Here is a 12831-nt window from a genome sequence, read left to right on the forward strand (position 1 = left end):
CCTTTCCCTGAGGGTTAGGGGCTTTTAGCCATCACCGAAACAAACAAGTCAGACGCCAAAAACCGCTCCAGCCAGGCATTCAAATGGGGCAAGGGCGCTTGCGCAAACCACTCGCGATCAACATGGGCAAACTGGCGCACAAACGGCGCCAGGGCCACATCAACCAAACTCAGCGCAGGCCCGGCCAGGTAGGGTGTGTGCGCCAGCACATCTTCCAGCCGCTGCAAAAATTCGACACCCTGGGCCCGGTAATGCTCCATCGGCTGCTCCGGGTAGCGGATGGCGTATTTGTAGCGGTCCAGCAGCACCTTGAAGACACTGTCATTCGCTTCGATCAACCCCGCATGATCCGCTTGCAACCAGTTGTCCGGGTCATTTTGGCCCAGCGCCCAGTGCATGATTTCCAGGCTTTGCTCGATCACCCGGCCATCGGCACAGACCAGCACGGGCACCGTGCCCTTGGGCGAGGCCGCAAGCATTGCGGCCGGTTTGGCCTTCAGGCTGACCTCGACAATCGACAGCGGCACGCCGCTGTAGCGCAAGGCCATGCGTGCGCGCATGGCATAGGGACAACGGCGGAACGAATACAGCACGTGCTGGTTCATTTCACCTCCACTGTGCTCAAGCCGTTGCCCTGGCGCTGCACCTGGATCTGCACCGGGATGCGCTCGTGCATTTCCTGCACATGGGAGATCACTCCCACCTTGCGCCCTTGGGCCTGCAAGCCGTCCAGGGCATCCATCGCCAGTTGCAGCGACTCGGGGTCGAGGCTGCCGAAGCCTTCGTCGATAAACAACGATTCGATTTTCAGGGTGCTGGACGCCATCGACGCCAGACCCAGGGCCAATGCCAGCGATACCAGGAAGGTTTCACCACCGGACAGCGAATGCACCGAGCGCAGTTCATCGCCCATTTCGGTGTCCATCACCAGCAGGCCAAGCATGCTGCCGCCGCGCTTGAGGCGATAGCGCCGTACCAGTTGGCGCAATTGCGCGTTGGCGTGATGCACCAGCAGGTCGAGGTTGTAGGCCTGGGCGATTTTGCGGAATTTGTCGCCTGTGTTCGAGCCAATCAGTTCATTGAGCCGCGCCCAGCGTTGCCACTCGTCATAAGCCCGGGCGATACGCTCGGCCAATGCCTGGTTGGCCTGTTGACGGCGTTGGTCTTCGCTCTGCCGGGCGCGCAGTTCGGCACACTGCTGTTCGCTGGTGGCCAGTTGCGCGTGCAGTTCAGCCAGGGCGCTGTCGAGTGATTCGGCGTCCAGGTTGCCATTGGCTTGCGCCTGATGCCGGGCCAGACGCTCCTCGCGTTCTTGCAGCAGGACACGGGTCTGTTCGACGGCTTTTTCGCTGTTTTGCAGTTGCAGGCGCAGTTCGCGCACGTGTGCGTCGTCATGCGCCAGTAGCTGTTGCAAGCGACTGTCATCAAGCTCGCTGTGCTGCGCGCGCCATTGCCCAAGCTGGGCACTGAGGTTGTCGTGTTCCTGTTGCAGGGCATGCAGGCGTTCTTGCTCGGCCTTGAGTTCGGCCGCCAGTTGCAACAGTTGGTTGGCGGTAGCCTGCAGGGCTTGCTCGGCCTGGGTCTGGGCCATGCGCGTGTGTTCGACGGCTTGCTCCAGGGTCTGCTGCCAGTGTTCAACGCTGGCGTAGTCGCCCAGCAGTTGCTTGAGGGCTTGCTGGCTTGCTTGTTGTTGCAGGCTGAGTTCGCCAACGCTTTGCTGCAGCGTTTGCAGCTCTTTGCTGCGGCTGGTCTGCTGGTACTGCTCGCGCTCGATGTGACTGGCCCGTTCGGCCTGCTCAGCCTGTTCGTCACGCTGCTGATCGAGTTGCGCGACACGGTCAGCCACTTGCTGGTCAAGGGCCATAAAGCAGGCAGAGGCGTTGTCGCGCAGTGCAGTGAGGGTTTCAGGCGTAAGCAGGCTGGCAAACTCGCTGAGTTCGTCTTCAAGGCGCTGGCTGTCAGCATTCAGATGCGTTTGCTGCTCGGCCAGTTGCCGGGTGGCGAGCTGGCTGGCTTCGGTGCAGCGCTGCATTTGCTGTTGCAAATGGGCCGCTTCTTTTTGCAGGGCGAGGAGGGTGTTCTGGCGCTGTTCGTCCTGGCTGATGCTGTGCTGCAATTGCTCCAGGCGCAGGGTCAGCCAGTGCTCGCGCCTGGCCGGGTCCTGGGCCTGCCATTGCTCATGCAGCGGATGTGCTTCGAGGCTTGGGGCCAGGGCCTGTTGTTCTTCAATAACCTGTTGGTGCTGCAAACGCAGTTCTTGCATTTGGGTTTTCAGGGCGGTGAATTTATCGCGCAGCAGGTCCAGTTTTTCTTTGAGGTCAACGACCACTTTGCGGGCGTTCGCTTCTTCGAGTTCGTCGTTGCGAGACAGGCTCTGCAGCAAGGCTTCGGGCTGGTGGTAGGGGTGCTCATGGCTGCCACATACAGGGCAGGGCTGATCGTCCTGCAGTTGTTCGCGCAATTCTTCTACGCTTGCGCTGCGTGCCAGGCGTTGGCGCTCGAGCAACTGGCGTGTGACTTCCAAAGCCTGCTCAGCGGCGGCGAACCGGGTTTTGGTGTCGTTGCCCTGTTCGACTAATGTTTCACGCTCGGTTTGCAGGGCCTGCAGCTTGGTCTGTAAAGCGTTCAGGCGAGTATCGAGGGCCTGCTGGCTGTTGCACAGGCGTTGCAGGTCTTCAAAGGCGCGCTGCTGCTGGCGGTTGTCCTTGAGCAGGCTGCCCAGGGTGTGGATCTGTTCGTTGACCGCGTGGGGTTCGGCCGCGGCTTCCTGGAACAGGATTTCCAGGCTGTTGCGCAGCTCGGTCAGCTGTTGCGCGGCTTGCTGGGCGCGCTGCTCAAGACCCGGCAGCTCCTTGCGCCCGGTGCTGAGGTTATTGCTCAGGCGTACCAGCTGTTGAAGCCGTGGGCGGTAGGCATCCCAGGCACTGGCCAGTGGCGCCAGTTCGCTGCTGCGTTCGAGCTGCGCGGCAATCTGCGCAAGGCGTTCAGCGCCCTGTTGCTGGCGTTCGAGCAGGCTGTTGAGGGCCTGTTGCCCTTGGTTACAGGCCTGCTCGGCCTGTTGCTGAAGGGCTTGCTGGCTGTTCAGGGCCTGAGTCAGGCGATTGAAATTGGCCTGTTCCAGGTGCGCCTGTTGTACCCGTGGTGCGGCTTCACGTTGTTCGTCTTGTGCCCGGGTGGCTGCCCGTTGCGCGTTTTGCAGCTCGCCTTCAAGCCGGGTCTGGCGCTGGCTCAGTTCGGTTTGCTGCAGCAGGTGGGCACTGATGTGTGCCGCCAGCGGGCTCAGTTGTGCGGCGAGTTCGGCCAGCCGGGCAAACTGATGGCGTTGCGGGGCCAGTTGTTCCAGCAGATGCAGGGTCTGGCGCTGCGCGGCCTGGCTGTCCCACAGGGCTTGTGCCTGGTGCAGTTGCTCGGCTGCGCTGTGTCGCTGCTCTTGCAGCTCGCTCAGGGTTTTGAGCCAGCTGTGTTGCTGTTCCAGTTGCTTGAGCTGGCCTTGCTGGTTCTTTAACTGTTGCTGCGCCTGGTTGAAGTGTTGATCCAGCTCGGCGCGGGCCTCGGGCTCAAGCGGGGTGACGCCGACGGCCTGATCCTGCAGCAGTTTGTGCGCGTCCCTGGCTTCTTTGGCCTTGTCGAATGCCCGTTTGCCCAGGCGTGTGTAGAGCGCGGTGTCGGTGAGTTTTTCCAGCAGTTCGCTGCGCTCGTTGTCGTCAGCCTTGAGGAAGGCGCTGAACTCGCTCTGGGCCAGCATCACTGCACGGGTGAACTGCTCGAAGTTCAGGCCCAGGCGCGCTTCGAGCTGGACCTTGTAATCACCTTTCTGGCTGGCCAGCAGTTGGTCGTTGTCCAGATCACGCAGGCTCTGGCGGCTGGCCTGCAGCTTGCCGGTGGCCTTTTCACGGGCACGATTGGCCTCCCAGCGGGCGCGGTAACGGCGGCCGTCGATGCCGACAAAGTCGACTTCGGCATAGCCTTCACCGGTGCCACGGCGCAGCAGGGTGCGCGGGTCGCCGGTGGCGATTTCACCGTCGGCATCCGGCACCTTGGCATCGCGGCCGGTGTTGTTCAGCCGCGGTACGGCGCCGAACAGGGCCAGGCACAGGGCGTCGAGCAGGGTACTTTTACCGGCGCCGGTGGGGCCGGTAATTGCAAACAGCCCGGCACTGGCCAGGGGCTCGGCGGTAAAGTCCAGCTCGAAAGGGCCGGCCAGGGAGGCGAGGTTTTTCAGGCGGATGGCGAGGATTTTCATGGCTGTTCACCTTCCAGCTGAACTTCTTGCAGCAACACGGCAAAGTCCTTGAGGGTCTGTTCGTCGGCTTCGCTGCCGTAGTTTTCTTGCCAGGCGCGGCTGAACAGCTCCTGTGGGGTGAGCTGGTCGAGTTCGATCAGGCGTGTGCTGTCGGCATCATCGTGGCTGCCGCTGCCGGCGTATTCAGCGGCGATGCGGACCAAGCGTACGGATTTGCCTTGCAGGGCGGTTTCGATCTGCTGGCGCAGGTCGGGCTGTGGTTCATCCAGTTTGACCCGCACTTCCAGCCAGGGCTGGCGCTGCAGGTCGGCGAGCAGGTCGATATCCGCCAATTCGGCCAGCTGCGCAAGGATCTCCGCCAGCGGCAGCGGGCCGATACGTTGCAGGTTGACGGCGCGGGGGATCAGGCGTGATTCAACGCTGACCAGGGTTTCGCCCTCGAGGTTGACGTCGAGGATCTGGTGCTGATAGCCGATTTCCGAGAAGGACAAGGGGATCGGCGAGCCGCAATAGCGGATGCGCTCTTCGCCGTTGACCCGCTGTGGCTTGTGCAAATGGCCAAGGGCAACGTAGCTGATATCGGGGCCAAACAGGCTGGCGGGCAGGGCTTCGGCGTTGCCGATGATCAGGCTGCGTTCGGAGTCTTCAGAGACCGAGCCACCGGCCATATGGGCGTGGCTGATGGCGATCAGGGCCTGGCCGCGCTTGCGTTTGGCATTGGCGGCAGCGATCAGCCACTCATGCACCTGGCCTATACCGCGCAGGTAGTCGTCGCCCAGGTGCGCGCCAGTAACTTCGGCGGGGCGCAGGAACGGCAGGGCCAGGCACCAGGCGGCAATTTTGCCTTTGGCATCGGGCAAGGGGATCAGCAGGCGTTCGGCGTCGAGCTGGCCGTCGTCGAGCCATAACACCCGGCCCAGGGCATGGGTACGCAAACGGCGCATCAAGGGCGCGGGCAGTTCGATCCGCGAGCCGGAGTCGTGGTTGCCGGCAATCATCACGATGGTCAGTTTGGGCTGTTGCTCATGGGCGCTGACGATAAAGTCGTAGAGCCGCTCCTGGGCTTTGACCGGCGGGTTGACGGTGTCAAAGATGTCACCGGCGATCAGCAGTACGTCGGGCTGTTCACTGGCCAGTTGGGCAAGGAGCCAGGTGAGAAAGCAGGCATGCTCGAAGTCGCGGTCCTGGCCGTGGAGGTTTTGCCCCAGGTGCCAGTCGGAAGTGTGAAACAGGCGCATAACAGAATCCGTTTTTAAAGGGGTTGGTAACCCGTTCGCTCAGGCGGGCACGGGTTGCCTTGAAATTATTTGGGGTAGAGCGGCGGCAGGCTGCTCGGCTCGCTGGCGGCGTCCTGCTCGCGCTCGGTGGCAGGGATGCTGCGAATGGCTTTCCACAGTTCTTCGCCTTGCCAGTACTGGCCGGTTTCGCTGTAGAGCGCGCCATTCAGGCCGTCGAGGGCATCGGACAGCGGCACAAAGCGCGCGGCCATATCGGCCAGGGTTTCCGGTTGTTGCCGTGCCCAGGCATCCAGCGCCTGGCGCGTAGCCTGGGGGTCATTGGCCAGGCTGGCGCGTTTCAGGTCGTCGAGCAGGGTGCGCGGGCTGGGCCCGGTTTGCGCGGCACGCAAGATCGCCGGTTGCCAGCGCGCCCGCCACCAGAGGGCCAGGCTCGCCAGGGTAGTGCAGGCCAGAAGCAGGGTGCTGAGCTGCCAGAGCCACAGCGATGATTCTTCGTTGAGTGCCGACGGCGTGCCGCTGACCGGCGTGTCCACGGCCTGGTTGGGGTTGGCCGCAGCCAGCAGGGTACGCGCCGGCAGGTAGGTGCGCTCCAGGTGGTCTTCGTGGGTGTTCCACCAGACCACTTCGACGGCAGGCAATTCGATCTGCCCGACCCGGGTCGGTACCAGCGCTTCTCGCTCTTCGCGGCTGCCGATCAGGCCGTTTTCAGTGACTTGATTGCTCAGTTGCGGCAAGTCGGGGTAGCGGCGCAGGCCGTTGACGTCCGTGGCGGGCAGGGGCGGCAGTTGGGCGCTGGACAGGCCTTCGGCCTTGAGGGTCAGGGTGCGGGTCAGGGAGTCACCGACCATTGTATGGTCCGGCTCGGGGTTCCAGGTTTCGCTCAGGCTCAGGCTGCGGGCTGGCAGCCAGGGGGCATTGGACGGGTAGCTCTCGGGCTTGGGCAGAACCGTTAGCGGTATTTCGGCCGATGTCACATGCACCATTTTGCCGGGTTTGGGCCCAAGCGGGGCAGGGGCGGTGGCTTGCTGGCTGTCGACCTGGGTGGCGCTGAAGGTTTGTGCCGGGATGATCAGCTCGCCGCTGCGCTGCGGGTAAATGCCGTAGCGGCGCTCGATCACGCCGTGGCGCACGCCGTTGATGAGTTTTTCATAGGTGCGCGACTCGCCCAGTTGCTCGACGATGGCGTCGTCCAGGTGCAGGGAGGTCAGGCTGCTGTCGTCGTAGAGCGCCACAGAATGGTAGATGCGCAGGGTCAGCAGCGCCTGGGCCTGGACGTAGACGCTGGGCTGGTCGAGGCTGGCTTCGATAAACACCGGGGCCAGTTCGTTGTCGCTGACTACGCTTTGGGTCACGGTCAGGGTGATCGGCTGGCTGTGGTAGTCGCCGACTTGCAGCGACGGGATGATCACTGTGCCGGTCTGCCTGGGTTGCAGGGTGATCATCCAGCGGGTGGTGCCCTTGTTGTCATCACTGAGGCTGTTGAGCTGGTTGACCTGACGGGTGCCGCGTACTTCAAACAAGGCGTCCAGCGGAGTCAGGTCGGGTTTGCCGAACAGGGTGACGTCGCTGGATTGCAGGGTCAGCTCGACGGTTTCACCGGAACTGAGCTGGTCGCGGTCAACGCTGGCCACCAGGCCCAGGGCGTGGGCTGGCAAGGTCCAGCAACACAGCAATAGAAGCAAAGCGCAGAGGCGGTTCATTTAGGCGTGTCCTGATGTTGCTGCTGTTCGTACCAGAATTTGCGGCGCAACAACTCGCTGGGGTTGTCGGGGATCTGTCTGAGCCATTGTTCAAGGGCCTGGCGCTGTTCTTCTACGGTCTGGTTGGCGACCGGTACAGGCGGGCGCGTGGTTTGTTCGTCGCCGGGTTCGCCGTCGGCGTGCGGGGCGGCCTCGGGGTCGAGCTGTTCGTCCGGCGGTGGCTCGGTGGTGGGGCTGGCGGCCGAGCTGTTGTCTTCATTGTGTGTGGTGCTGCTGGAGGCACCCTGGGCGCTGGTGCTCAGCGGGGTTTCAGACTCGGCTGGCGCAGGTTGCTCGGGTTCTTTTTCAGCTTCGGCTTCGGCCTGTGCCTGGGCGCGTTGCTGCTCCAGCAACTGCTCGACCAGGGCCTTGTTCAGGGCAGCGGCCTCGAGTTCGGGTTGCAGCTCCAGGGCTTGCTCCCAGGCATCGATGGCGGCTTCCAGTTCACCATTCATGGCCAGGGCATTACCGCGATTATAGTGGGCTACGGCGCTGTTGACCTCGGCAAAACGCTGGGCTGCCCCGGCATAGTCAGCGGCCTGATACAGTGCCAGCCCTTGCCAGAGCGGGTCACTGAAGTGTTCGACGGCTTGCAGCGGTTTGTTTTGTTGCAGCAGGCGCACGCCCTGCTGATCGGGGCGCAGCCACAGGTCGGTAAAGCTCATGGCATAGCCGGGCTGGGGGGCCAGCACAAACAGCAAGGGCAGGCAAAACAGCCAGCCACGCCGGCCCGCGCAGGCCACCAGCAATAGCAGGGGCAGCAACAGCCAGTAACCCTGGTCGGCCCAGGTGTCGAGTTGCAGGGTCTGGCCGTCATCGCGCAGGTGTTGTGGCCCGTCGAGCAGGCCCAGGCCACGCAGGTCGTTGTCATCCAGGCGGGCCTGGCGATAGCGCCCGTCCACATCCAGGGCGAATGCGCGCAAGCTCGGGCTGTCGAGGCGCGGCAGCAGGATTGCGCCCTGATCGTCCTTGAGAAACTGGCCGTTTTCGTCAACCACCGGCGCGCCCTCACGACTGCCGACGCCCAGGATCAGCAGTTGCGGGGCGTGGCCATCCAGGGCCTGACCATCCAGGGCCTGACGGATGCCGCTGCGTTCCTGTTCGCTGAGGGATGAGGTGATCAGCAACAGGCGGCCCTGGCCCAGCGCGCCCTGATTGAGCAGTTCGAGTGCCTTGTCGACGGCCAGGTCAGCACGATGGCCCGGCTGCGGCATGATCGACGGCTTGAGGGCCTCAAGCAGGTTACGGCTGGTGGCCATGTCATCGGACAGCGGCACCAGGGTGTGGGCGCTACCGGCGTAGACGATCACGGCGGTTTGCGCATCGGTACGGTTTTGCAGCAGGTCGTAGAGCTTGCGCCGCGCCTGCTCCAGACGATTGGGTGAGCTGTCGGTGGCGAGCATCTCGGGGGTCAGTTCCAGCATCACCACCAGCGGGTCAGCGGGTTTTTGCATGGACTGTTCGACCCGTTGCCAGCTGGGGCCGAGCAACGCCAGCACGGCGAGCAGCCAGCCCAGCCCGAGGGCGATCCACGGCAGCTTGCTGCTGCGGCCATTGCCGCCGCTGAGCAGGACGCGATGAAAGGCCGGTGGCAGGATCATCTGCCAGCGGCCTGCGCGTTTTTCCCGGTGCCAGCGTTTCCACAGCAGCCAGCCGAGCAGGGGCAGGATCAGCAGCCATTCAGGGCGAAACCAGTGCGGCCAGAGCGCGCTCATCGGCGCCTGCGCAGGCGCAGGCGTTTAAGCCGGGCGCGCCAGTCGGGATGTTGCTGCAGAAAATGCTCCTTGCTTAGCCAGCGTTGCAGCGGATGGTTGGGCCACAGTTCGCGTATCACCAACAGCACGCTGAACAACAGGGCGACTGCCAGGGGCCAGTAGTAGAGTGCCTGTGCCGGGCGGGCCTGAGTCGGTTGCTGGGCCACGGGCTCGAGTTGGTCGAGGGTGTCCTTGATGGCCGATAGTTCGCCGCCGTTGCGGGCACGGAAGTAGCGCCCGCCGGTGACTTTGGCAATTTCTTCGAGGGCCGGTTCATCAAGGTCGACACCGGGGTTGATGGTGAACATGCCTTTGCTGCTGCTTTCTTCCGGGTCGGCGCCGATGCCGATCGGGTAGATTTTCACCCCTTCTTCGGCGGCCAGGCGGGCAGCAGTCAGCGGGTCGATCTGGCCGCCGTTGTTGGCCCCGTCGGTAATCAGGATCAGCACCCGGCTTTGTGCCGGGCGTTGGCGCAGGCGCTTGAGGGCCAGGCCAATGGCGTCACCGATGGCGGTATTTTTACCGGCGATGCCGATGCGCGCTTCGTCGAGCCAGGTGCGTACGGTGCGGCGGTCGAAGGTCAGCGGTGCTTGCAGGTAGGCCTGGCTGCCGAACAGGATCAGGCCCACGCGGTCGCCTTCACGGTTTTGCAGAAAGTCACCGAGCAGGCTTTTGACCAGATCCAGGCGGCTGACGTCTTCGCCCTGCCATTGCATGTCCGGGTAGTCCATGGAACCGGAGACGTCCACTGCCACCAGCAAGTCGCGGCCACTGGCGGCAATCGGCAGTGCCTCGCCCAGCCATTGCGGGCGGGCAGCGGCGGTCAACAGTAGCAGCCAGAGCAGCACAAAGGGGATTTGCTGGCGCCAGGACGGCAGGGTGGTGCGGGCCTTGCGCCGGGTCAGTTGCTCAAGGTCACTGAGGAAACTCACCTGCAGCGCTGCCTCGCCGCTGTCCGCAGGCGGCAGCACCAGGCGCATCAGCCAGGGCAGGGGCAGCAGGGCGAAGAGCCACGGCCAGGCAAATTCAAACATGTTTGCGAATCCAGGTTTCCACGGCCTGATTGAGTCCGGCGATGGCCTTGTCGTCGAGCTTGCACTCGGGCTTGTAGGCGCCCTCAACCAGCACCATCCAGCGGGTCAAACCGGCGGCAGGGCAGCGGTTATCCAGAAACGCCAGCCATTTGCGGCCATTGAGGGTGTGGCTCTGGCTGTAGGGGTAGTGGTTGCGGCACAGGCGCTTGAGCAGGCCGTTGAGCTGCTGCAGCCAGGCGCCTGCGGGGGCACCGTCGTAGGGCTTGGGGAAGCGTGCGAGTTCTTCGAGCGCGGCCAGGCGCACCGGGTCCAGTGGTTGTTCTACAGGCTTCGCTTGGCGTTTGGCGGGCAGATAGCGACGCAGCCACCACAGCCCCCAGCCTAGCGCCGGCAGCACGATCAGCAGCAGCCACCAGCCAGGCGCAGGCGGCCAGATACCGAGCGCAGGCGGGACGATCAAGGGTTGCAGTTGTTCAAGTTGTTTCATTGGGCTTTGCCCGGGCGTTTGGCGTTGAGGTATTCGCGCAGTTGTTCGACCATTTCACTTTGCGTGCTCAGGGGCATCAGCAATACCCGTAGTTTTTGCGCCAGCAGTTCCCAGCGGGCGATACGGGCTTCGGCCTGGGCGCGGTAGGCCTGGCGTAAATCATAGTTGAGGGTGTCCAGTTCCAGCTGCGCGCCGCGCTCGGCAAAGCGCAGCAGCCCGGCAGCGGGCAGGGCGTGGTCGAGCGGGTCGGACAGCGGCAGCAGTATCAGGTCGCAATGGCGCGACAGCAGGCTCAGTTGCTGCTCGGCGGCGTCGGTGAGGGCGCGCTCGTCGCAGATCACGATCACCAGGCTGCCGGGGCGCAGTACTTCACGGGCACGGATCAGCGCCATGCCCAGGGCATCGCGGTCTGATTGCATTTCGGTGTGCAATGACTGATTGACCCGCACCAGCCGGTTAAGCAATTGCAGCAGGCTTTGCTTGCTGCGCCGGGGCTTGATTTCGTAGTGCTCATGGTCGCCGAACACCAGCCCGCCGACACGGTCGTTGTGCCCCAGGGCGGCCCAACCGATCAGGCTGGCGGCCTGGGCGGCGAGCACCGACTTGAACATCAGCCCCGAACCGAAAAACAGCCGTCGGCTTTGCTCGGCGAGGATAAAGATCGGTCGCTCGCGTTCCTCATGGAACATCTTGGTGTGGGGTTCCTGGGTACGCGCCGTGACGCGCCAGTCGATGGTGCGCACATCGTCACCGGCCTGGTAGACCCGCACCTGATCGAAATCGACCCCGCGCCCGCGCAATTTCGAGTGATGCAAGCCCACCAGCGGGCTGCGCTGGCTGGGCGAGGCGAACAGTTGCACTTCGCGTACCCGGTGGCGCATCTCGATCAGTTCCGCAAGGGTCACGCGGATGCCGGGTTCGGCGGGCAGGGGGGTGTTCATCGGTCAGGCAACGGCAACGACATCGAGGATGCGCTGGACCACGCGGTCCTGGTCGATCCCGGCGGCCTCGGCTTCAAACGACAGGATGATGCGGTGACGCAACACGTCGAACAGCACGGCCTGGATATCTTCGGGGCTGACAAAATCGCGCCCGGCCAGCCAGGCATGGGCCCGCGCGCAGCGATCGAGGGCAATCGAGCCTCGGGGGCTGGCGCCGTAGGCGATCCATTCGGCCATCTCGGGGTCGAATTTGCCCGGGGTGCGGGTGGCCATGACCAGCTGCACCAGGTATTCCTCCACGGCGTCGGCCATATACAGCCCAAGGATTTCCTTGCGAGCGGCAAAAATCGCCTGCTGGCTGACCCGGCGTTCGGGTTTGGTTTCGCCGTTAAGGGCTTCGCCACGGGCCTGTTGCAGGATACGCCGTTCGACGGCAGCGTCGGGGAAGCCGATTTTGACGTGCATCAGAAAGCGGTCGAGTTGGGCTTCGGGCAATGGGTAGGTGCCTTCCTGCTCGATGGGGTTTTGCGTGGCCATCACCAAAAACAGCGGCGATAGCTCATAGGTACTGCGGCCCACACTGACCTGGCGTTCGGCCATGGCTTCGAGCAACGCCGATTGCACCTTGGCCGGCGCACGGTTGATTTCGTCCGCCAGCACCAGATTGTGGAAGATCGGCCCTTGCTGGAACACAAAGCTGCCGGTTTCCGGGCGATAGATCTCGGTGCCGGTGATATCGGCAGGCAGCAGGTCGGGGGTGAACTGGATTCGATGGAACTGCGCCTCAATACCTTCAGCCAGCTCTTTGATGGCCTTGGTCTTGGCCAGGCCGGGCGCACCTTCGACCAGCATATGGCCGTCAGCCAGTAATGCGATCAGCAGGCGGTCGATCAACTTTTCCTGACCGAGGATCTGGGTTGAAAGAAAGGTTCGCAGCGCAAGCAGCGCTTCACGATGTTCCATCGAATACTGTTCCTGAAAAGGACACCGGCGGCGCAACAATTACGCCGGGGCTGGGGGCATTACTTTAATCCATTGGAGGGGCTGGGGACTAATGGCGGTGGGGCTTTTTAAGGAAAAAACTGAAATGGACAGGGTTGTTGAGAATGGTGCTCATCTGGGGGGGTGGTTGGGAGGTGTGAAAGCTGATGGGCATCGCGTAGATAGCCGTGACATATCGAATGGATATGTACTCGGTGGTTCTAACTGGAATTGCGAGTACATATCCAGCACTCGCGGTTAACTGGAATTAAGGTTTCGCCCTTACGGCGAGGCACTTTTGTCAAACAGCCACAAAAGTACCCAAAAAGGCCTTGCCCCATCGTACGGCCTTCGCTGCGCTCAGGTTCCCTCGCTCCGGTCCTGCTCCGTGGGCACGCCGCCACGGGCCATCCA

9 protein-coding genes are annotated in these 12831 nt (G+C 63.2%); all 9 read right to left on the reverse strand.

The features are described from left to right. Positions 1-14: 14 nt before the first annotated feature. The 9 genes from ACZRMH_RS23860 to ACZRMH_RS23900 all read right to left on the reverse strand — a co-directional run bounded on the left by ACZRMH_RS23860 (position 15) and on the right by ACZRMH_RS23900 (position 12399). The gene (locus ACZRMH_RS23860) at positions 15-605 is read right to left on the reverse strand and encodes a glutathione S-transferase (protein WP_464015567.1); all 591 of its coding nucleotides are present in this window, start codon (positions 603-605) and stop codon (positions 15-17) included. Then, entirely contained in the window at positions 602-4243 is a 3642-nt protein-coding gene (locus tag ACZRMH_RS23865; protein WP_464015568.1) for an AAA family ATPase, read from the reverse strand. The genes ACZRMH_RS23860 and ACZRMH_RS23865 overlap by 4 nt, the downstream gene beginning before the upstream one ends. After that, complete coding sequence (locus ACZRMH_RS23870) at positions 4240-5481, reverse strand: exonuclease SbcCD subunit D C-terminal domain-containing protein (RefSeq protein ID WP_464015569.1); 1242 nt, start codon at positions 5479-5481, stop codon at positions 4240-4242. The genes ACZRMH_RS23865 and ACZRMH_RS23870 overlap by 4 nt, the downstream gene beginning before the upstream one ends. 65 nt (positions 5482-5546) lie before the next feature. Then, the gene (locus tag ACZRMH_RS23875; RefSeq protein WP_464015570.1) at positions 5547-7181 is read right to left on the reverse strand and encodes a BatD family protein; all 1635 of its coding nucleotides are present in this window, start codon (positions 7179-7181) and stop codon (positions 5547-5549) included. Next, positions 7178-8935, reverse strand: a complete 1758-nt coding sequence (locus tag ACZRMH_RS23880; RefSeq protein ID WP_464015571.1) for a VWA domain-containing protein — start codon at positions 8933-8935, stop codon at positions 7178-7180. Before ACZRMH_RS23880 ends, ACZRMH_RS23875 begins: the two co-directional genes overlap by 4 nt. Further along, on the reverse strand, positions 8932-10008 hold the full coding sequence (locus tag ACZRMH_RS23885) for a vWA domain-containing protein (RefSeq protein ID WP_464015572.1): 1077 nt from the start codon (positions 10006-10008) through the stop codon (positions 8932-8934). The genes ACZRMH_RS23880 and ACZRMH_RS23885 overlap by 4 nt, the downstream gene beginning before the upstream one ends. Next, a complete protein-coding gene (locus ACZRMH_RS23890) occupies positions 10001-10495 on the reverse strand; it encodes a DUF4381 domain-containing protein (RefSeq protein ID WP_464015573.1) in 495 nt (164 codons plus the stop codon). Before ACZRMH_RS23890 ends, ACZRMH_RS23885 begins: the two co-directional genes overlap by 8 nt. After that, entirely contained in the window at positions 10492-11436 is a 945-nt protein-coding gene (locus tag ACZRMH_RS23895) for a DUF58 domain-containing protein (RefSeq protein WP_464015574.1), read from the reverse strand. Before ACZRMH_RS23895 ends, ACZRMH_RS23890 begins: the two co-directional genes overlap by 4 nt. 3 nt (positions 11437-11439) lie before the next feature. Next, entirely contained in the window at positions 11440-12399 is a 960-nt protein-coding gene (locus tag ACZRMH_RS23900; RefSeq protein WP_016780594.1) for an AAA family ATPase, read from the reverse strand. Positions 12400-12831 lie beyond the last annotated feature (432 nt).

The organism is Pseudomonas sp. B414 (assembly GCF_055408445.1).

What these genes read in the sequence shown, in the direction of transcription:
- ACZRMH_RS23860 (WP_464015567.1), bottom strand. Translation starts at nt 605, where the DNA reads ATGAACCAGCACGTGCTGTATTCGTTCCGCCGTTGTCCCTATGCCATG.
- ACZRMH_RS23865 (WP_464015568.1), bottom strand. Translation starts at nt 4,243, where the DNA reads ATGAAAATCCTCGCCATCCGCCTGAAAAACCTCGCCTCCCTGGCCGGC.
- ACZRMH_RS23870 (WP_464015569.1), bottom strand. Translation starts at nt 5,481, where the DNA reads ATGCGCCTGTTTCACACTTCCGACTGGCACCTGGGGCAAAACCTCCAC.
- ACZRMH_RS23875 (WP_464015570.1), bottom strand. Translation starts at nt 7,181, where the DNA reads ATGAACCGCCTCTGCGCTTTGCTTCTATTGCTGTGTTGCTGGACCTTG.
- ACZRMH_RS23880 (WP_464015571.1), bottom strand. Translation starts at nt 8,935, where the DNA reads ATGAGCGCGCTCTGGCCGCACTGGTTTCGCCCTGAATGGCTGCTGATC.
- ACZRMH_RS23885 (WP_464015572.1), bottom strand. Translation starts at nt 10,008, where the DNA reads ATGTTTGAATTTGCCTGGCCGTGGCTCTTCGCCCTGCTGCCCCTGCCC.
- ACZRMH_RS23890 (WP_464015573.1), bottom strand. Translation starts at nt 10,495, where the DNA reads ATGAAACAACTTGAACAACTGCAACCCTTGATCGTCCCGCCTGCGCTC.
- ACZRMH_RS23895 (WP_464015574.1), bottom strand. Translation starts at nt 11,436, where the DNA reads ATGAACACCCCCCTGCCCGCCGAACCCGGCATCCGCGTGACCCTTGCG.
- ACZRMH_RS23900 (WP_016780594.1), bottom strand. Translation starts at nt 12,399, where the DNA reads ATGGAACATCGTGAAGCGCTGCTTGCGCTGCGAACCTTTCTTTCAACC.